The sequence below is a fragment of the Patulibacter ginsengiterrae genome (assembly GCF_056269115.1).
Window position 1 is genome coordinate 208275 of the sequence record NZ_JBWDOG010000004.1, and the last position, 18214, is coordinate 226488.

The window sequence follows — 18214 nt, forward strand, 5'->3', positions numbered from 1 at the left end:
TGGTGTCTCGGGCTGACGACGGCACGAGCGCGGGCGCAGGTGGGGTCAGGCGCATTGGGCGTCGGCCGTAGGTGGCGTCGGCCGCAGGCGGTGCGGGCGCAGGCGGTGTCGGCCACAGGCGGTGCGGGCGCACGTGGGGTCATCTCGCGTCGCGCTTCTCGCTCTGGGGTCATTTCGCGTCGCTATTCGACGCGAAATGACGCCAGGACCTTCGGACCGACGCGTCGTGACCCCAGAAGCAGCGAGGCGAGCTCGCGGGGAGCCGGGACCCCCTGCCTCCGCCGTGCACCCGCCCTGCCTCCGCCGTGCACCGGACGACGCGCAGCGGGCCGCCCCGCGCAAGCCGCCACGGCGAGGCTCGCTCGGCCGGCGTCGAGCGCCCTCCACGGGCCCGCCCGGGCAACCGCCGTCCGCGGTCCCGCCGGGCAACCTCGTTCACACGCTGTATATAGACGCGCGCACGCGTGCGAGACGAGAGACGTCCGCCCGGACGGAGCGGGCGGGCGCTCAGCGCTCGACCGTCTTGACCTGTCCCGGCCGACCGACGACCAGGCCGAGCAGCAGCATCGGGACGAGCCCGGCGAGCATCAGCACGACCGGCGCCCGCCAACCGTCGGTCAGCCCGTGGAGCAGGCCGAAGGCGAACGGCCCGAGCGCCCCGAGCAGGTAGCCGACGGTCTGGGTCCGGACCGAGAGCACGGTCGCCCCGTCGGCGTCCGCCGACCGCAGCACGATCAGGGTCAGGGCGATGCTGATCCCCGCGCCCTGCCCGAGGCCCATCACCGCCATCCACAGCAGCGGGGCCGCGCCGGGATCGACCAGCATCCCCACCCATCCGAGTCCCCAGAGCACGACCGCGAGGACCGTGAACGAGGTCTGCCGCGCGGCCCGCGCCGCCAGCACCGGCACCACCAGGCCGCTCCCGACCCCGACGAGCTGCGTCACCGCTAGCAGTCCCCCGGCCGTCCCCTCGCTGAGTCCCCCGTCGACGAACACGCTCGGCAACCAGGCCGACGCCGCGTAGAACTGCGCACACTGGAGGGCCATGAACGCCGGCAGCGCCCACCCCACCGGGTGGCGGACCAGCCGGCGGCGAGCCGCCCGCAGACCGGGCGCGACCGCCGTCCGCCCGCGCCACGCCCACGCGCAGATCACGGTCGCGACCGCCGCCGGGACCGCCCAGAGCGCGAGCGCCCCCTGCCAGTCGCCGCCGATCCCGTCGCGCAGCGGCACGGCCGTCGCCGCCGCAAGCGCCGCACCGCCGTTGAGCGCCACCATGTACAGGCCCATCGACACACCGATCCAACGGACCGGACCGGCGCGGATCACCGCCGGCACCAGCACGTTCGCCACCGCGATCGCCGCTCCGCACACGAGCGCGGTCGCGAACAGCAGCGGGACCCCGCCGAGCGCCCGCAGGCCGAGCCCCGGAACGAGCACCGCGACGGCGACGATCAGCGTCCGCTCGCGTCCGAACCGCGCGGCCAGGCCCTCGGCGGCCGGTGCGAACGCGCCGAAGCAGAGCACCGCGAGCGCGCTCAGGATCCCCGCGGTCGCGCCGGACATCCCGGTATCGGCGCGGATGTCGTCCAGCAGCGGGGCCAGCGAGACGACGGCGGGCCGCAGGTTGACCGCCACCGCGACGACCGCCAGGACCGCGGCGACGGCGGCGACCGTCGGGCGGCGGCCGGCCGGGGCCCGACGATCGGTGCGGCCGTCGACCTCCGGGCGAGCGGCAGCGGTGCCGCCGGAGCTCATCGCAGCAGCCCGGCGGGGCGGTCCACGAGCGGCGCGGCGTCGCCGCGGCCGTCCTCGCGGATCGCGCCGACGGCGTCCCGCAGCGGCACGCCGCGGCGGCCGTGGCGGTGGGCCACGATCTCGGCCAGGACCGAGACCGCGGCCTCCTCGACCGTCGTGCCGCCCAGATCGAGCCCGCAGGGGCCGTGCAGCCGCCGCAGGTCGGACTCGGTCGCGCCCGCCTCGCGGAGCCGCTCCAGCCGGTCACGGGTGGTGCGACGGCTGCCGAGCGCCCCGATGTAGCCGGCCTCGGTCGCCAGCGCCGCGAGCACGGCCGGGACGTCCAGCTTCGGGTCGTGGCTGAAGACGAGCACGGCATCGCGCGCGCTCAGCCGCCGCGACGCGATCGCCTCCGCCGGCCAGGCATCGAGGGTCTCGGCCACGTCGGAGAACCGACTCGAGCGCAGGAAGGTCGTCCGCGGGTCGGCGATCGTGACCTGGTAGCCGAGCGGCCGCGCGACTCGTGCCAGTGCGGCCGAGAAGTCGATCGCGCCGATGATCAGCATCTGCGGCGCCGGCGCGTGCACGGTCACGTGGACGCGGATGCCGGCGTCGGCCGTCGCCCCGTCCGCGCCGTAGCGCCGCAGCACCGAGCGCCCCTGGGCCAGCAGCCCGCGCGCGTCGCGCCCGGCGTTCCGGGCCAGCAGCGGCAGGCCGTCGACGCCGCCGAGCTGCTCCCGCTCGTCGACGTAGAGCGACGCACCCGCGTGCGGCCCGTCGAGGACGACCGCCAGCGCCGCGGAACGCCCCGCCACGACCGCCCGCAGAGTGGCGGCGAGGATCTCGCGGTCGTCACCGTCCAACGTCCGCAGCAGCACGTGGACCGTGCCGCCACAGGTCAGCCCGACGCTGCCCGCCAGCTCGTCGGAGACCCCGTAGCGCAGGACGATCGGCGGACGCCCGTCGGCGAGGCTGCGGTGGGCCTCGTCGACCAGCGCCCCCTCGACGCACCCGCCGGTGATCGAGCCCTCGACGTCGCCCGCCTCGGACACGTACATCGTCGCTCCGAGCTCGAGCGGGGCCGAGCCGTCGACGGCGATCAGCGTCGCCGTCGCCAGCCGCCGGTCGTCGGCGATCCAGTCGAGGACCGTCCGCGCGCTCCGCTGGGCGGCACGCTCGCTCATGCCCTCAGCTCCGGGCCGTCGGCAACCGACGCATCGGTGACGGTCCACGACCGCGCGGCCGACCGTCGCGGGCCGCGCGCCACCTCGGGCAGGGCCTCGACGGCCCGCCTGAGGCTCGGGAGGTCGCCCGCGCCCCGAAGATCGTCGAGGTCAGCCAACACGGCCGAGAGGGTACGCGAGACCGGCCGGAACCGGGGATCGAGCGCCAGCGGCGTCCACCAGACGACCCGCTGAGCGAGTCCTGCGAGCCGCCGGACCCCGCGGACGGCAGGCTGCGGATCGCCGCGCTCGAGGCCGTCGGAGAGGATCACGACCAGCGCGCCGGTGACCGCCGCCGCGTGCTCGGGGGCGGAGGCCAGCCACCACAGCGCCGGCCCGATCCGGGTGCCGCCGTCCGCGTCGGCGACCGTCGAGGCCGCCGTCCGCACCGCGATGTCGACGTCGGCGATCCGCAACGGCCCGGTCAGCCGGGTCAGCCGGGTCGCCAAGGCGAAGACCTCGACCCGGTCGCCGGCGTGTTGGACGCGGTGCGCGAAGCGCAGCATCTCCGGCCACCACTCCCGCTGCGATCCCGAGACGTCGACGACCAGCACGATCGGACGCGGCCGGGTCCGGCGGCGCCGCCAGTGCAGCTGCACGATCTCGCCGTCGTTGCGGACGGCCTCGCGGACGCTGCGGCGGACGTCGAGCACGCGGCCGCGTCGCGCCGGGCGGGTCCGGCGGGCCACGACCGTCGGCAGCGCCCGCTGGAGGCTGCGGTCGAGGGCGCGCAGCTCGGCCCGGACCGCGGCGTCGGCCGCAGCGATCGTCCGCCCCCGGACGCCCGGCTCGTGCGAGGCCCGCCGCCCGGTCGCCTGCTCGGGCACGCTCGCCCGGCCGGCGGAGGGCGGCTCCTGGACGCCCGCCACCGTTCGCGGAACGACCACCGGCGGCGGCTCGTCCTCGCGGCCGGTGGCCCAGCGGGCGAAGGCCTCGTCGTAGGCCGCGAGCTCGCGCTCGTCGGCGACCAGGGTCACCCGTCCGTGCCAGTAGAGACGCGCGATCGTGGCCGGCGGCGCGTCGGCCAGCGCCCGCAGGAACCACTGCTGCCGCTCGACGCCCGGCCGGATGCCGACGGCGGCCAGCTCGGTGACCAGCCCGAGCACCGGCCCGGCGGCCCGCCGCTGCTCGAGGACCGTCACCGCGAGGCCCCCGCGACGGCACGCTCGGCGTCCTCGCGCAACAGCTCGAGGTCGTCGCGGTCCTTGACCAGCAGGCCGAGCGAGCGCTGGAGCGCGTCGGGCCACGGCGCCCCCTCGCGGGTCAGCAGCTCGACGCCGCGGGCCCACTCGAGCGTCTCGGCGATCCCGGGCCGCCGCAGCAACGGGCGCTCCCGCGCTCGTCGGACCGCGTCGACCAGCGCGGAGACCGCCCGTTCCTCGAGGCCGGGCACGCGGGCGCGCAGGATCGCTCGCTCGCGCGCGGCCTCGGGCAGGCCGATCCAGTGGTAGAGGCAGCGTCGCCGCAGTGCCCCGTGCAGCTCTCGGGTGCGGTTGGAGGTCAGGACCACGATCGGCGGCGCGCTCGCGCGGATCGTGCCCCGCTCCGGGATCGTGACCTGGAAGTCGGCGAGGAACTCCAGCAGCAGCGCCTCGAACTCGACGTCGGCCCGGTCGACCTCGTCGAGCAGCAGCACGGTCCGCGGGGCATGGCGGACCGCCGTCAGCAGCGGCCGCTCGCGCAGGAAGCGGTCGTCGTAGACGTCGACCGGCGGGGCGGCCCCCGGACCGGCAGCCGTCGCCGCCCGCGCGTGCAGCAGCTGGCCGACGTGGTCCCACTCGTAGATCGCCTGGCTGCTGTCGAGCCCCTCGTAGCACTGCAGCCGCACCAGCTCGCGGCCGGTGAGGGTCGCCAGCAGCCGCGCGACCTCGGTCTTGCCGACGCCGGGCTCGCCCTCGAGCAGCAGCGGCCGCCCGAGGGTCAGGGCGAGGTGGATCGCCGTCGCCAGGCCCTCGTCCATCAGGTACCCGTGCGCGGCCGCGTCGCGGGCCAGCCCGTCGATCGTCGGGGTCGCCGGATCCTGCCCGCGACCGCCTCCATCCGGGGACCGGCCCGCGGCGCTCATCCCGCGTCTCCGCTGCGCGGCGGGCGGCGCTCGCCGACCCCCGCGACCGACTCGATCGCGTGGGCCAGCTGGAGGACCTCCCAGTCCCGCTGGTGGCGACCGATCACCTGCAGACCGACCGGCAGCCCCGTCTCCGAGAACGCGAACGGGACCGACGCAGCCGGCAGTCCGGTCGCGCTGATCCGCGTGCACGACTGCATCCAGTCGATGTACGACGGCGTCGCGGTGCCGGCGATCGTGGTCGGGAACGGCAGCTCGACGTCGAACGGCAGCACCTGGACGACCGGGGCGAGCAGGAACTCGTAGTCGTCCATCAGGGCCCGGGTCCGGTCCCAGAGCGCCGACCGCAGCTTCTCGGCGTGGGCGATCTCCGGCCCGCTGAGGGCCCGGCCCTCGGCGATGTTCAGCACGACGTCCGCACCGAGCTGGTCGCGGTCCTCGTCGTAGTGGCGTCCGAGGATCAGCTCGAACAGCCACGCCCGCCAGACCCGGAAGGCCTCGTCGGCCCCGGTCATGTCCGGCTCGACCTCCTCGACGACGCAGCCGAGCGTCTCCAGCACGCTGCGCTGGGACTCGAGCGCAGCGGTCACCTCAGGCTCGACCGGCAGCCCGCCGAGGGTCTTGCTCCACGCGACGCGGACGCCGCGGAAGTCGCGGTCCAGGCGCCCGAGGAAGCGGTCGCCCGACTCGTCGAGCGCGATCGGCACGCGCGGGTCGGGGCCGGCCATCGCCGCCAGCATCAGTGCGACGTCGGCGACCGTCCGCCCCATCGGCCCGTGGATCACGTACGGGTGCCACGGAGCCGGCGAGGGATGGACCGGCACGCGCCCGGGCGAGGTCCGGATCCCGACGACGTTGCAGAAGCTCGCCGGGTTGCGCAGCGAACCGCCCATGTCGGTGCCGTCGGCCAGCGCGACCATCCCGCTGGCCAGCGCCGCCGCCGCCCCGCCCGAGCTGCCCCCGGAGGTCCGGGTCAGGTCGTAGGGGTTGCGGGTGGCCCCGAACAGCGGGTTGTAGGTCTGCGACCCGGCCGCGAACTCCGGCGTGTTGGTCTTGCCGAGCGTGACCGCGCCCTCGTCCTTCAACCGCTGGATGCTGAGCGCGTTGGTCTTCGGCACGTGGTCCGCGTAGAGCGGCGAGCCGAGCGTCGTCCGGATCCCGGCCGTCGCGGTGAAGTCCTTGTGCGCGACGGGCAGGCCGTGCAGCAGGCCGACCGGCGCCCCGATCCGCAGCAGCTCGTCGGCCCGCTGCGCCTCACGGCGAGCGAGCTCCGCGGTCAACGTCACGATCGCGTTGATCTGCGGGTTCTCCCGCTCGATCACCGCGAGGTGCGCCTCGCACAGCTCGACGCAGGAGACCGCCCGCGTGCGGACCAGCTCGCGCTGGGTCGTGGCGGGGGCGAAGCTCAGCTCCGCCCCCACCGTCTGATCGACCGAGGTCATCGTTAGTCCAGGAAGGCGACGCAACGGCACATGGCCGCCTCGCCGTCCATGAAGCGCCACGGGAAGGTCCCGAAGGTGATCCGCTGGTCGAGGACCTTGTCGATGTCGCCGCCGAGGTTCTCGACGTGGATGATGTCGTGCGGGAACAGGTCGATGTGCATGACCTGGTAGTCCGCCTCGGGGAAGACCTCGTCGAGGCTCTTGCCGAGCTTCTTCTCCGCCTTGACGGCCTCGTCGGCGCGGAGCTTGCGGATGATCGTGTTCATCGGGTGGTCGGCCGAGCCGGCGTCGACCGCGATGTACCGGACGCCGCGCTCGATGCACCACTCGGCGAAGGCACGGCCCGGACCGGGGTGCCGCGTGAAGTAGCGGGTCTCGTCGCTGAGGCTGCGGTCGGTCCAGTTCTCCGGGTAGTACTTGTGGTACCCGGTGTGGATGACCAGGATGTCGCCGCGCTCGATCGTGATCCCGGTGTCCTTCTCCCACTGCTCGAAGTGCTCGGGCGTGTAGACCTCGTAGTCGCCGAGGCCCATCCGCTCGAGGTCGACCACGCAGGCCGGACCGACGAGCCAGTCGACCGGCATCTGGCCGATGAACTTGCCGCTGGACTGGAAGTGGGCCGGCGCGTCGAGGTGGGTGCTGACGTGCATCGTCGTCAGCAGCTCCTGTCCGCCGCCCTTGTCGAAGGCCAGCCGCTTGATCCAGCGGATCTGCGGCCCGAGGTAGCCGGCGAAGGCCGGCGAGTGCATCGAGAAGTCCTGCGAGAGGTCGAGGACGTTGGAGTAGTTGATCATCTGGTGGTTCCTGTGCGTCGTGTTGTGCGGACGATTGGGGGAGGCGGCCGTCGGTGAAGGCCGCGGGTGGGGCGTGGCGCCCCGCCCGCCGGGGCGAGCCGGGGGCGCCGCGCGCCGGGGGCCGCCAGCGGGCCCTGGCTCAGACGGCCGCGGGCTGCGGTGTCGCCGTGGGCGGCGGCGCGCTGTCGGCGACCGCGACGGCGGTCGGTTCGAGGTCGACCCGGTCGACCGGACGGCCGGACGGGCCGCGGGAGAGGACCTGGTAGACGGCGATCGTCGACATCGCGCCGAGCGCGACGCCGGCGAAGGTGTAGTCGCCCCAGTTGAGCGTGTAGTTGCCGGCGCCGATCAGCAGGCCGATGCCGGCGGTCGAGAGGTTGACCGGGTTGCTGAAGTCGACGCCCGCCTCGACGTAGATCCGCAGGCCGATCACGGCGATCAGGCCGAACAGCACGGTCGAGACCCCGCCGAGCACGCCGATCGGGATGCTCGAGATGACCGCCCCGAACTTCGGGACGAGGCCGAGGGCGATCGCGATCACGCCGGCGATCCAGTACGCCGCCGTCGAGTAGATCCGGGTCAGGCTCATGACGCCGATGTTCTCGGCGTAGGTGACCGTCGCCGAGCCGCCGAAGAGACCGGAGAACATCGTGCCGAGGCCGCCGCCGATGAACGACTTGCCGATGTAGGGGTCGAGGTCGCGGTTGGTCATCGAGCCGACGGCCTTGACGTGGGCCGCGTTCTCGACGAGCACGACGAGGATCACCGCGGGCACGATCAGCAGGACCGCCCGCATGTTGAAGCTCATCACCGTGAAGTCGGGAAGCCCGAGCCAGGCGGCCTCGCGGACGCCGGTGAAGTCGACCTTGCCGGCGATCACCGCGGCGACGTAGCCGACGACCACGCCGACGAAGATCCCCAGCCGCGAGAAGAAGCCGCGCCCGAAGACGCTGACCAGCAGGACCGTGCAGAGCGTGATCATCGCGATCCCGGCCTGGGCGGTGAACTGGTCCTTGGCGACCGGCGCGATGTTGAGGCCGACGAGCGCGACGATCGTGCCCGCCACCACCGGCGGCAGGAAGCGGCCGATCACGTTGTAGCCGACCCGATCGACGATCACCCCGATCAGGGCGAGCGCGACGCCGGCGAAGAAGATCCCGCAGAGCGCGGCGGCCATGCCGCCGTCGGTCTTGGCGGCGACGATCGGGGCGATGAACGCGAAGCTCGAGCCGGTGTAGGACGGCACCTTGTTCCGCGTGACCAGCAGGAAGATCAGGGTGCCGATGCCGGAGAAGAAGAGCGTCGTCGAGACCGGGAAGCCGGTCAGCAGCGGCACCAGCGTCGTGGCGCCGAACATGGCGATCACGTGCTGGGCGCCGAGCCCGCCCATCCGCGGCCAGCGAAGACGCTCGTCGGGCTTGACCACCTGGCCTTCTTCTACTCGTGTTCCGTCCCCGTGCAATTTCCAAGTGGCCATGCGATCTCTCTCCCGTGATATTCGCTTAGCGAACACGTTGTTCTTTCCACGCAGAGAGTATTCCTAACGCGGCACGCGCGTCAAGCCCGATTCGCAGCCGATGGCCGGAACCAGGGAGCGACCGGGGACGCGAAAGCGCCCGCGGCAGCGGGCGCTCAGGGCAGCGCGAAGCGCCCCGGAGGGCGCGAAGGACGACGTCGGGACGGCGGGGCGTCGCGCGCCCCGGCCGTCCCGACGTCCGGGCGATCAGGCCAGGGTGACGCCGACCTCGTCGAGCAGGCCGAAGATCCGGTTCGGCGAGAGCGGGGCCTCGGTCACGCGCACGCCGTGCCGACGCAACGCGTCCTGGACCGCCGAGGAGAACAGCGAGGGGACGGGGATCGCGCCCGCCTCGCCGACGCCCTTCACGCCCAGCTCGTTGAGCGGGCTCGGGGTCTCCTGGTGGTGCATCTCGACCGGCGGCACCTCGGTCGCGTACGGCATCAGGAACTCCATGAACGAGGCGTTCTGGAGCTGCCCCTGCGCGTCGTACTGCATCTTCTCGTAGAAGGCCCCACCGATCCCCTGGGCGATCCCGCCGAGGACCTGGCCCTCGACGACCGTGGGGTTCATCATCACCCCGCAGTCGTGGGAGCAGACGTAGCGCTTGAAGGCGACGTCACAGGTCCCGGGATCGATCTCGATCACCGCGGCGTGGACGCCGCTGGCCCAGGTGGCCCCGGGCGGGCTGTAGTAGCCGTCCGCCCGCAGACCGGGCTCCTCCCCCAGCGGCAGCGCCAGGTCCGCCTCCTGGTGGGCCGGCGCGAACTGGGTCGCTGCCTTGGCGTCCTCGTCGAACGCGTAGCGCAGCGGGTTCGAGGCGATCGCCACGTCACGCAGCGAGACCGCCCGCCCCGGGGCGCCCTTCACCATGATCTGCCCGTCCTCGATCTCGAGGTCCTCCGGGTCGGCCTCGAGCATGTTCGACGCCAACCGCAGCGCCTTCTCGCGGACCTTCGTCGCCGCGACCTGGACCGCGTTGCCGCTGACCACGCCGGCACGGCTGGCGAAGGTCGCGACCCCCCACGCGAACTGGCCGGTGTCGCCGGCCACGAGGATCACGTCCTCGGGCCGGACCCCGAGCGCGTCGGCGGCGATCTGGGCGAAGACGGTCTCGTGCGACTGCCCCTGGGTCGAGAGCGCGATCGCGACGTGGACCTTGCCCGTGATCGGGTGGACGTGCACGCGCGCGCCCTCGTACGGCCCGAGCCCGGTGCCCTCGACGTAGACGGCGAGCCCGAGGCCGAGCAGCCGCCCTTCGGCCGCCGCGGCCTCCTGCTCCTCCGCGAAGCCCTCGTAGCCGATCCGGTCGAGGACCTGCTCGAGCATCGAGCCGTAGTCGCCGCTGTCCATCGTCACCGTGTTGCCGTCGGCGAAGAGGATCCCGTCACGCGACCAGGGGAACTCGTCGGGGGCGATGAAGTTGCGCCGGCGCAGCTCCATCCGGTCGATCCCGAGCTCGTCGGCCAGCCGCTCCATCGCCATCTCGAGCGCCAGGCAGGCGTGCGGACGCCCGGCCCCGCGGTACGGGCTGACCGTGGTCGTGTTCGTGTAGATCGCGTCGAATCCGACGTCGATGTTCGGGATCCGGTACGGCCCGGCTATCTGCCCCGCCGCGACCTGGGCCACGGCGATCCCGTACGGGATGTACGCGCCGGTGTCGTGCAGGAAGCGGTCGCGGAGCCCGATCACGGTGCCGTCCGCGCGCGCGGCCAGCTCGATGAAGTGGACCTGCTTGCGCTCGTGGTTGGAGCCGACGAAGTGCTCCTGGCGGTCCTCGGTCCACTTGACCGGCTCGTCGAGCTGGATCGCCGCCCAGGGGATCAGGACCTCCTCCGGGTAGAACATCATCACCTTGGTCCCGAACCCGCCACCGGTCTGGGGCGTGATCACCCGGACCTTGCTCTCGGGCAGCTGCAGCAGCGAGGCGAGCCCGCCGCGGATCGAGACCGGGGCCTGGGTCGAGTCCCAGACGGTCAGCTCCTCGTCGCGCGCGTTCCAGCGCGCGACCAGGCCGCGGCCCTCCATCGGCATGCCCGCGCTGCGCTCGATCGAGAACCGCTCGCTGATCACCACGTCGGCCTCCGCGAAGGCGGCGTCGGGATCGCCGACGACCTGGCGGTTGCGGCAGGCGAGGTTGCCCGGCACGTCGGCGTGGACCAGCGGCGCGCCCTCGCTCGCCGCCTGCTCGAGGTCGACGATGATCGGCAGCGGCTCGTAGTCGATCTCGATCAGGTCGACCGCGTCCTCGGCGACGTAGCGATCGGAGGCGACGACCATCGCGACCGTCTCGCCGACGAAGAAGACCGTGTCGCGGGCGAGCGGCAGCTGCGTCCGCGGCTCGGTCAGGTCGGGGTGCGGGATCAGCAGCGGCAACGGGCGATCGAGCCGGCCGAGGTCAGCCGCGGTGTAGACCGCGACCACGCCGGGATGCGCCTTCGCCGCCGTGGTGTCGATCCGCTTGATCCGCGCGTGGGCGACGTTCGCGCGGAGGAACGCGGCGTGGACGGCTCCGCGGTCGTCGACGTCGTCGACGTAGATCCCCTCGCCGCGCAGCAGCCGCGGATCCTCGATCCGCGGGACGCGGGTGCCGAAGCTCTTGGTGGTCATCGTGCTCCTCCCTCCGGGCGCGGTTCGGGATCGCCGGCGTCGGCCGCGGCCAACCGCTCGGCCGCGAGCCGGATCGCCGCGACGATCCCGGCGTAGCCGGTGCAACGGCAGAGGTTGCCCGCGGCAGCCGCGCGCAGCTCGTCGTCCGTGAAGTCGGTCCGCCCCCGCTGCTCGTCGAGGAAGGCGCTGACCGAGACGACGAAGCCCGGGGTGCAGAAGCCGCACTGGAGCCCGTGGCAGTCCATGAACGCCTGCTGGACGACGCTGAGCGTGCCGTCGGACGGCGACAGGCCCTCGATCGTCACGATCCGCGCGCCCTCGCACTGGGCGGCCAGCAGCAGGCAGGCCCGGGCGGTGCGCCCGTTGACCATCACCGTGCAGGCGCCGCAGACGCCGTGCTCGCAGCCGACGTGGGTGCCGTGGAGATCGAGCTCGTGGCGGAGGAAGTCCGACAGCAGCCGGCGGGCCGCCGTCCGCTTCGAGATCCGGCGACCGTTGACGACCATCGTCACGTCGACGACCGGCTCACCGCTGCCGGCGAGGTCGACCTCGACCTCGCCACCGTCGGGCTCGTGGTAGGTGATCTGCATCAGGAGTCCTTCGAATCGGAGGGGCGGGCTCGGGCGACGGCCTCGCCCAGCGCACGTGCGGTGAGGGTCCGCACCAGGGAACGGCGGTAGCCGACCGAGGCCTGCTCCTCGTCGACCGCGTCGACGAGTCGCTGGGCCGCTTCGCCGGCCTCGGCGAAGTTCGCGGCGGTCGGCTGCTGGCCACGGAGCCCGTCCTCGGCGGCGCGGGCCCGGATCGGGGTCGGGCCGATGCCCGAGTAGGCCAGTCGTGCCCGGGCGATGCTGCCGTCGCCGGCCAGCGACACGACCGCCGCCACCCCGACGATCGCGTAGTCGCCGTGGCGGCGGGCGAACTCGACGAAGCTGCTGCCGCTCGCCGCCGGAAGGGTCGGGTAGCGGACCTGCGTGAGGACCTCGTCGGACTCGAGCGACGTGGTCAGGTGGAAGACGAACAGGTCCTCGGCCGTGATCGTGCGGGCCCCGCCGGTGCCGTGGACCTCGACCTCGCCGTCGAGCGCCGCCAGGACCGCCGGCATCTCCGCCGAGGCGTCGGCGTGGGCGAGGGTGCCGCCGACCGTGCCGCGGTTGCGGATCACGGGGTGGGCGACGTTGACCAGCGCCTGGCCGAGCAGCGGGCAGGCGGCGATCGCGTCGCGGTGGCGCTCGAGCGCGCCGGAGCGGGCCATCGCCCCGAGCCGGACGACGTCGGGCTCGACGCTGATCGTGTCGAGCCCGCGGACCGCGCTGAGGTCGATCAGCGCGGCCGGGCGGGCGATCCGGAAGTTCAGCATCGGGACCAGGCTCTGGCCACCGGCGAGCACCGAGGCCTCGCCGTCGTAGGCCGCCTTGAACGCGACGGCGTCCTCGATCGTGGCCGGCTGGACGAACTCGAACCGTGCCGGCTTCATCGGGTCCCCCCGGGCACCGGACGGGCGACGCGACGCTCCGCGAACGCGGTGGCCACGGGCGTGGCCTGCGGGATCTGAATGCGCACTGCTCTCCCCCTCCCGAGCGAATCGTATTCGCTCAACGAACGTAATGTTCGCTATCCTACCTCACGATGAACCAGGGTCAAGATTCCACCCCCACACCGTCCCCGTCCCCCGTCGCCGCGACCGACACCCCGTCCCCTCCCGCCCGCTACTCCGACCTCCGTGGGGTCGGCCGGGCGATGGCGATCCTCGAGGTCGTCAGCGAAGCGCCCCGGCGCGCGAAGGAGATCGCGTCCGCGCTGGACCTCAAATGGACGACCGCGTACCGCACGCTCGCCCACCTCGAGGAACAGGAGTACCTCCGGCGCGACCCGAGCACCAACGAGTACGCGATCGGTGCGCGGCTCTACGCGCTCGGGCTGGCGTATCTCCGCGACCACGCGCTGCTGCATCTCTCGCAACCACACCTCGAGCACCTCGCGCACACGCTCAACTGCGTCGCGCAGGTCAACGAGCGGCAGGCCCAGCAGGTCCTGACGATCGCCCTCGCCGAGGGCCCGTCGCGGATCCCCAAGACCTCGGCGGGCTTCACCTTCCCGCTCGGCATCGCCGCCAAGGGCCGGCTGCTGCTGGCCTTCGCGCCCGATGAGGTGATCGAGGAGACGCTCTCCCAGCCGCTGCCCGTGCTCACGCCGAGCTCGACCACCGATCCCGAGCAGATCCGTCGCGAGCTCCAGCAGATCCGCGAAGCGGGCTGCGCGGTCACGTCGGACGACCTCCAGATCGGGGTCGGCTCGATCGCCGTGCCGATCCGCAACCGCGACAACGAGGTCTGCGCCTGCGTGTCGCTGGTCGTGCCGTCGGCCCGGCTGGCCGACGACGCCGACCGCGAGGAGCTGCTCGCCGGCGCCCGCCAGGCCGGCCGCGCGCTCTCGATCGGGATCGGCTGGCTGCCCCGGCAGTGACGACCGCCGAGGGCCTGCGCTTCGCGCGCGTGTAACACCAAGGAACGCAGAAGCACGGGATCGGCGGCCCCCGACCGTGGTCGGGGGCCATCGGCGTGCGGGATCGAGGAGCCCGTCGAAGAGCTCGACGGACGCCTAGAAGTGGAACTCGATCCGGCGGCCGCTCCGTGCCGGTGCCGAACGCGGTGCCACCCGACGGCCGAGCAGCAGGCCGATCAGGAAGCAGGCCACGACCGCGACGAGCGTCGCCGGGGCCGGGACCGTGACCAGGTCGCGCAGGGCCGAACCGGCGTCGAACGCGTCCTCCTCGGCCGGGGCCGGGGCCGGGGCCGCAGCGCGTGCCGCTCCGGGCGTCGGCGGGGCCGTCGACGACGAGCCGTTCTGCTCGCCTGCCGCAGGGGTCGCCACGGCCGCGGGGTCGCGGATCAGCTCCTGCTGCAGACGCTCGGCGAACTGCCCGATCATCCGGTCGGCGATGCCCTGCATCATCGAGCTGCGGCCGCCGAACTGGGCCAGCCGTCCGCCGACCTCCAGCTCGGTGCCCATCACGACGCGGGTCCCGCCGGCATCCGGGCTCAGCGAGGCCGTGATCGTCGCCTCGGCGCTGCCCGCGCCGCGCGGGTCGGAGCCGCTGCCGCTGAGCACGATCCGGCCCTGCTCGGCGTCCGCCGACTCGACCGCGATCCGGCCCTCGTAGGCGGCCGCGACCGGACCGACCTTGATCCGGAACCGGCCCAGATGGCCACCCGTCTCGTCCTCGCCGACGATCGTGGCGCCCGGCATGCACGGTGCCACCTGCTCCAGGTCCGCCAGGACACCGAAGACCCGCTCGAGCGGGGCGCTGACGGTGAATGCGTTCTCGATCCTCACACCACTGCTCCTTGCTGCACGTCGACTGATACTTCCACAGAGACGATCCCCCGGATGATCCCCAGACGCAGGAGGTCGTCCGGCGCCAGGCCGTGGACCTCGGCGACCTCCGCCGCCCGCTCGGGATCGCGGTGGAGGATCGCGGCCGCGCCCTCCGGAGCGATCACCGAGAAGTAGCTCGACGGCACCGCCCACAGCGCGCCCGGCGCGGCCAGCGCGATCGCGCCACCCGATCCGCCCTCGCCGATCAGCAGCGAGGTGACCGGGACCGCCGCGTCGGCGAACGCCGCGAGCGTCGCCGCGATCGCCGTACCGAGCCCGGCCCGCTCGGAGACCGCGTCATTGCGCGCCCCCGGCGTGTCGACCAGCGTCAGGACCGGCAGCGACCAGCGGGTCGCCAGGTCGAGCAGCCGCTGGACGGTGCGGAAGCCGGCCGCCGTGGTGGCCGTCCCCCGCTGGGCGGCGAACGCGATCGGCTTCCCGTCGCGGAGGCCGATCCCGGCGCGGATCCCCTCGTCGCGACCACCGACGCGGTCGCCGGAGATCTCGACCGTCTCGCTGAAGTAGGCGGCCAGGTACGCGTCGGCCCGCGGGTGCTCCGGACGGCGGGCGCGCTGGACGGCGGCCCAGCCGGCGACCGGCTCCTCGGCCCCGGGCAGCGCCGCCGGCGGCTCGCAGGCCTCGAGCGGCCCACGCGACTGCGACAGCGTCCGGATCCAGCGCTCGACCAGCGGCGCCAGCTCGTCCTCGCTGACCACGGCGTCGATCGCCCCGGCCGCGAGCTTGCCCTCGGCCGTGAACGCGGTCGCGTCGTCGGCGGCCACCTGCTCACGGCTGCCCGCCGGGGCGACCCCGGCACGGACCCGCGGCCCGGCGAACGCCACCGTCGCCCCGGCGACCGCGATCGCCACGTCGGCGGCCGAGGCCAGCGAGGCCCAGACCCCACCGGTGGTCGGGTGCCGCAGCACGGCGACGTGCGGCACGCCCGCCTTGCGCAGCCGGGCGACGGCGCCCGCGACGGCCTGCATCTGGATCAGCGAGCGCATGCCCTCCTGCATCCGCGCGCCGCCGGAGGCGACCAGCGACAGCAGCGGCAGGCGCTCGACCCGGGCGTGCTCGATCGCGGCCACGATCCGGCTGCCGGTCGCCTCCCCCATCGAACCGCCGAGGAAGGCGAACCGGAAGTCGATGACGACGACCGGCACACCGGCGACGGAGGCGGTGCCGCAACAGACGCTCTCGTCGACGCCGGTCCGCTCCCGCGCCCGCTCGAGCTGGCCGGCGTAGCCGGGGAACTGCAGCGGGTCGGCGCTGACCGGCTGCCCGCCGAACGCGACGAAGTCCGTGACCCAGCCGACGTCGATCGCCGTGCTCATGCGACCGCGCTCGCGACTTCGGCCCGGATCTCGTCGGAGTGCTGCCCGAGGGTCGGCGGCGCCCGGTGGACGATCGCGTCGCTGGCCCCGAACCGCAGCGGCGGCCCCGGCAGCTCGATCGAGCCGAGAGTCGGGTGGTCGACGGCCACGACCAGGCCCTGCTGGCGGACCTGCTCGGTCGCGTAGACCTTGTCGAGCGTCTTGACCTCGCCCGCGGGGATCCCGTGCTTCTCGAACTCGGCGGCCCAGTACTCGGCGCCGTGCTCGGCGAACGCCTGCTCGATCAGGCCCTGGAGGACCTCGCGGTGGGCGACGCGGTCGCCGTTGCTGACGAAGCGCGGATCGGCGGCCTCGATCCCGACCAGCGGGGCGAACCGGCGCCAGATCGCGTCGTTGCCGACGGCGATCACCAGCGCGGCGTCAGCCGTCGGGAAGAGACCGTACGGGCAGACCGTCGGGTGGTGGTTGCCCGCCGGCTCCGGGACCTCGCCGGCGACGAGCCAGCGCGTGCCCTGGAAGGCGTGCGTGGCGATCTGACCGGCCAGCAGCGAGGTCGAGACGACCTGTCCGACGCCAGTCGTCTCGCGCTGGTGCAGCGCGGCGAGCACGCCGTAGGCGCCGAACATGCCGGCCATCAGGTCCGCGATCGGCACGCCGACCTTCGTCGGCTGGTCGGCCGACGGCCCGGTGTAGCTCATCAGGCCACCCTCGGCCTGGAGGATCTGGTCGTAGCCGGTCCGCTCGGCGTCGGGGCCGTCGGGACCGAAGCCGGTGATCGAGAGCGTCACCAGCCGCGGGTTCAGCTCGGCGAGGGCGTCCGCGCCGAGGCCGAGCCGCTCCATCACGCCGCCGCGGAAGTTCTCGATCAGGACGTCGGCGTCGGCGATCAACGTCCGCACGAGCGCCAGGTCCTCGTCGGCCTTGAGGTCGGCGACCAGGCTGCGCTTGTTGCGGTTGGTCGACAGGAAGTAGGTGCTCTCCTGCTCGCCCTCGGGACCGACGAACGGCGGACCCCATTGGCGGGTGTCGTCCCCGGCGCCGGGGCGCTCGATCTTGACGACGTCGGCACCGAGGTCGGCCAGCATCATCGCGGCGTAGGGCCCGGCGAGGACCCGCGAGATGTCGACGACCTTGATGCCCGTCAGCGGCGGCGGGACTGCGTGCTCTCCCATGCGTGCTCCTAGCTCCTCGAACCAACCGCCGCCATCCGGCCGCGGTCTAAATTGGTCGAGCCAGTGTGCCATTGCTCCATTGAAACGTCAAGCCATTGATGCGGAACCCCGAGCGTCGAGCCCGGCGCGTAAGCTCGGAACGTGCCCCCCGACCCGACCATCGAGCCGATCCGGCGCGCGCCGCTGTACCAGGAGGTCGCCCAGCGGGTGCGGGCGATCATCGAGCGGGACGACCTGCGGCCCGGCGACCGGCTCCTGCCCGAGCGACAGCTCGCCGAGCTGCTCGGGGTCAGCCGGACCTCGATCCGCCAGGCGCTCGCGGCGCTGCAGGCGGTCGGACTGGTCGACATCCGCCACGGCGACGGCGTCTACCTGCGCAGCGCTCCGCACGACGTGCGTCCCGAGATCGACGCGCAACTGCACTCCAGCGACGGGGTCCTGGTCGGCGTGATGGAGGTGCGCGAGGCGCTCGAGGTCCAGATCGCCCGGCTCGCCGCCGCCCGCCGGACCGACGCCGACCTGACCGCGCTGCGCGACGCGATCGGCTCGATGGAGACGGCGATCGAGGCCGGCCGCGACCCCGCCCCCAGCGACGAGCGGTTCCACGCCGCCCTCGCCGCGGCCGCCGGCAACGCGATGCTGCTCGACCTGATGCACCAGATCGCCGAGCCGATCGCCCTCACCCGCCGGGCCTCGCTCGCCCGCCCCGACCAGTCACGACGGTCACTGACCGGCCACCAGCGGATCCTCGACGCGATCACCGCCGGCGACCCCGACGCCGCGATGACCGCGATGCGCGAGCACCTGCTCGCGGTCGCCTCGCCCGCCCCCGCCGACGCCGACTGACCGGCCCGCCCCGGCTGACGCACGGGCACCGGCGGTCGCGGTCGCTCCGGGCGGATCGGGCACCGGACGAGCGCCCGTGGTCCCACCGATGCGGGGC

At 73.6% G+C, this 18214-nt stretch carries 15 protein-coding genes; 2 read left to right on the plus strand and 13 right to left on the minus strand.

Annotated features, from left to right (window positions below; translation table 11 throughout):
• Positions 1-507: 507 nt before the first annotated feature.
• From ACVUH9_RS08810 to ACVUH9_RS08855, 10 genes are all read right to left on the minus strand, one after another.
• Complete coding sequence (locus ACVUH9_RS08810) at positions 508-1758, minus strand: MFS transporter (protein ID WP_475755972.1); 1251 nt, start codon at positions 1756-1758, stop codon at positions 508-510.
• A complete protein-coding gene (locus ACVUH9_RS08815; RefSeq protein ID WP_475755974.1) occupies positions 1755-2921 on the minus strand; it encodes an XdhC family protein in 1167 nt (388 codons plus the stop codon). Before ACVUH9_RS08815 ends, ACVUH9_RS08810 begins: the two co-directional genes overlap by 4 nt.
• A complete protein-coding gene (locus ACVUH9_RS08820) occupies positions 2918-4102 on the minus strand; it encodes a VWA domain-containing protein (RefSeq protein ID WP_475755976.1) in 1185 nt (394 codons plus the stop codon). The genes ACVUH9_RS08815 and ACVUH9_RS08820 overlap by 4 nt, the downstream gene beginning before the upstream one ends.
• On the minus strand, positions 4099-5025 hold the full coding sequence (locus tag ACVUH9_RS08825; RefSeq protein WP_475755978.1) for an AAA family ATPase: 927 nt from the start codon (positions 5023-5025) through the stop codon (positions 4099-4101). Before ACVUH9_RS08825 ends, ACVUH9_RS08820 begins: the two co-directional genes overlap by 4 nt.
• Complete coding sequence (locus tag ACVUH9_RS08830) at positions 5022-6467, minus strand: amidase (RefSeq protein ID WP_475755979.1); 1446 nt, start codon at positions 6465-6467, stop codon at positions 5022-5024. The genes ACVUH9_RS08825 and ACVUH9_RS08830 overlap by 4 nt, the downstream gene beginning before the upstream one ends.
• A gap of 2 nt (positions 6468-6469) precedes the next feature.
• Positions 6470-7261, minus strand: a complete 792-nt coding sequence (locus tag ACVUH9_RS08835) for a cyclase family protein (protein WP_475755981.1) — start codon at positions 7259-7261, stop codon at positions 6470-6472.
• A gap of 139 nt (positions 7262-7400) precedes the next feature.
• Positions 7401-8738 carry a uracil-xanthine permease family protein gene (locus ACVUH9_RS08840; protein WP_475755983.1) on the minus strand — a complete coding sequence of 446 codons (1338 nt, stop codon included), beginning with the start codon at positions 8736-8738 and terminating at the stop codon, positions 7401-7403.
• Positions 8739-8984: 246 nt separating this feature from the next.
• Positions 8985-11387 carry an aerobic carbon-monoxide dehydrogenase large subunit gene (gene cutA, locus ACVUH9_RS08845; protein WP_475755985.1) on the minus strand — a complete coding sequence of 801 codons (2403 nt, stop codon included), beginning with the start codon at positions 11385-11387 and terminating at the stop codon, positions 8985-8987.
• Positions 11384-11893: a (2Fe-2S)-binding protein gene (locus ACVUH9_RS08850; RefSeq protein WP_475756119.1), complete on the minus strand. Its 510-nt coding sequence runs from the start codon at positions 11891-11893 to the stop codon at positions 11384-11386. The genes cutA and ACVUH9_RS08850 overlap by 4 nt, the downstream gene beginning before the upstream one ends.
• A gap of 83 nt (positions 11894-11976) precedes the next feature.
• Positions 11977-12864 (minus strand): FAD binding domain-containing protein, encoded by an 888-nt coding sequence (locus tag ACVUH9_RS08855; RefSeq protein WP_475755987.1) that lies wholly within the window; start codon positions 12862-12864, stop codon positions 11977-11979.
• A gap of 152 nt (positions 12865-13016) precedes the next feature.
• Here ACVUH9_RS08855 and ACVUH9_RS08860 point away from each other — a divergent pair, with 152 nt between their 5' ends.
• Entirely contained in the window at positions 13017-13853 is an 837-nt protein-coding gene (locus ACVUH9_RS08860) for an IclR family transcriptional regulator (protein ID WP_475755989.1), read from the plus strand.
• Between the two features lie 135 nt (positions 13854-13988).
• Here the strand turns inward: ACVUH9_RS08860 and ACVUH9_RS08865 are convergent, their stop codons facing one another.
• From ACVUH9_RS08865 to ACVUH9_RS08875, 3 genes are read right to left on the minus strand one after another with little or no spacing between them, the layout of a single operon-like run.
• Complete coding sequence (locus ACVUH9_RS08865; protein ID WP_475755991.1) at positions 13989-14723, minus strand: SRPBCC family protein; 735 nt, start codon at positions 14721-14723, stop codon at positions 13989-13991.
• Positions 14720-16099: a carboxyl transferase domain-containing protein gene (locus ACVUH9_RS08870; protein WP_475755993.1), complete on the minus strand. Its 1380-nt coding sequence runs from the start codon at positions 16097-16099 to the stop codon at positions 14720-14722. The genes ACVUH9_RS08865 and ACVUH9_RS08870 overlap by 4 nt, the downstream gene beginning before the upstream one ends.
• Complete coding sequence (locus ACVUH9_RS08875; protein ID WP_475755995.1) at positions 16096-17271, minus strand: CaiB/BaiF CoA transferase family protein; 1176 nt, start codon at positions 17269-17271, stop codon at positions 16096-16098. Before ACVUH9_RS08875 ends, ACVUH9_RS08870 begins: the two co-directional genes overlap by 4 nt.
• 141 nt (positions 17272-17412) lie before the next feature.
• On the opposite strand from ACVUH9_RS08875, the gene ACVUH9_RS08880 reads away from it, so the two are divergent.
• The gene (locus tag ACVUH9_RS08880; RefSeq protein WP_475755997.1) at positions 17413-18117 is read left to right on the plus strand and encodes a FadR/GntR family transcriptional regulator; all 705 of its coding nucleotides are present in this window, start codon (positions 17413-17415) and stop codon (positions 18115-18117) included.
• Positions 18118-18214 lie beyond the last annotated feature (97 nt).

Excerpts from the sequence above, each read along its gene's own strand:
- ACVUH9_RS08810 (WP_475755972.1), bottom strand. The coding sequence starts at position 1,758 with ATGAGCTCCGGCGGCACCGCTGCCGCTCGCCCGGAGGTCGACGGCCGC.
- ACVUH9_RS08815 (WP_475755974.1), bottom strand. The coding sequence starts at position 2,921 with ATGAGCGAGCGTGCCGCCCAGCGGAGCGCGCGGACGGTCCTCGACTGG.
- ACVUH9_RS08825 (WP_475755978.1), bottom strand. The coding sequence starts at position 5,025 with ATGAGCGCCGCGGGCCGGTCCCCGGATGGAGGCGGTCGCGGGCAGGAT.
- ACVUH9_RS08830 (WP_475755979.1), bottom strand. The coding sequence starts at position 6,467 with ATGACCTCGGTCGATCAGACGGTGGGGGCGGAGCTGAGCTTCGCCCCC.
- ACVUH9_RS08835 (WP_475755981.1), bottom strand. The coding sequence starts at position 7,261 with ATGATCAACTACTCCAACGTCCTCGACCTCTCGCAGGACTTCTCGATG.
- ACVUH9_RS08840 (WP_475755983.1), bottom strand. The coding sequence starts at position 8,738 with ATGGCCACTTGGAAATTGCACGGGGACGGAACACGAGTAGAAGAAGGC.
- cutA (WP_475755985.1), bottom strand. The coding sequence starts at position 11,387 with ATGACCACCAAGAGCTTCGGCACCCGCGTCCCGCGGATCGAGGATCCG.
- ACVUH9_RS08850 (WP_475756119.1), bottom strand. The coding sequence starts at position 11,893 with ATGGTCGTCAACGGTCGCCGGATCTCGAAGCGGACGGCGGCCCGCCGG.
- ACVUH9_RS08855 (WP_475755987.1), bottom strand. The coding sequence starts at position 12,864 with ATGAAGCCGGCACGGTTCGAGTTCGTCCAGCCGGCCACGATCGAGGAC.
- ACVUH9_RS08860 (WP_475755989.1), top strand. The coding sequence starts at position 13,017 with ATGAACCAGGGTCAAGATTCCACCCCCACACCGTCCCCGTCCCCCGTC.
- ACVUH9_RS08870 (WP_475755993.1), bottom strand. The coding sequence starts at position 16,099 with ATGAGCACGGCGATCGACGTCGGCTGGGTCACGGACTTCGTCGCGTTC.
- ACVUH9_RS08875 (WP_475755995.1), bottom strand. The coding sequence starts at position 17,271 with ATGGGAGAGCACGCAGTCCCGCCGCCGCTGACGGGCATCAAGGTCGTC.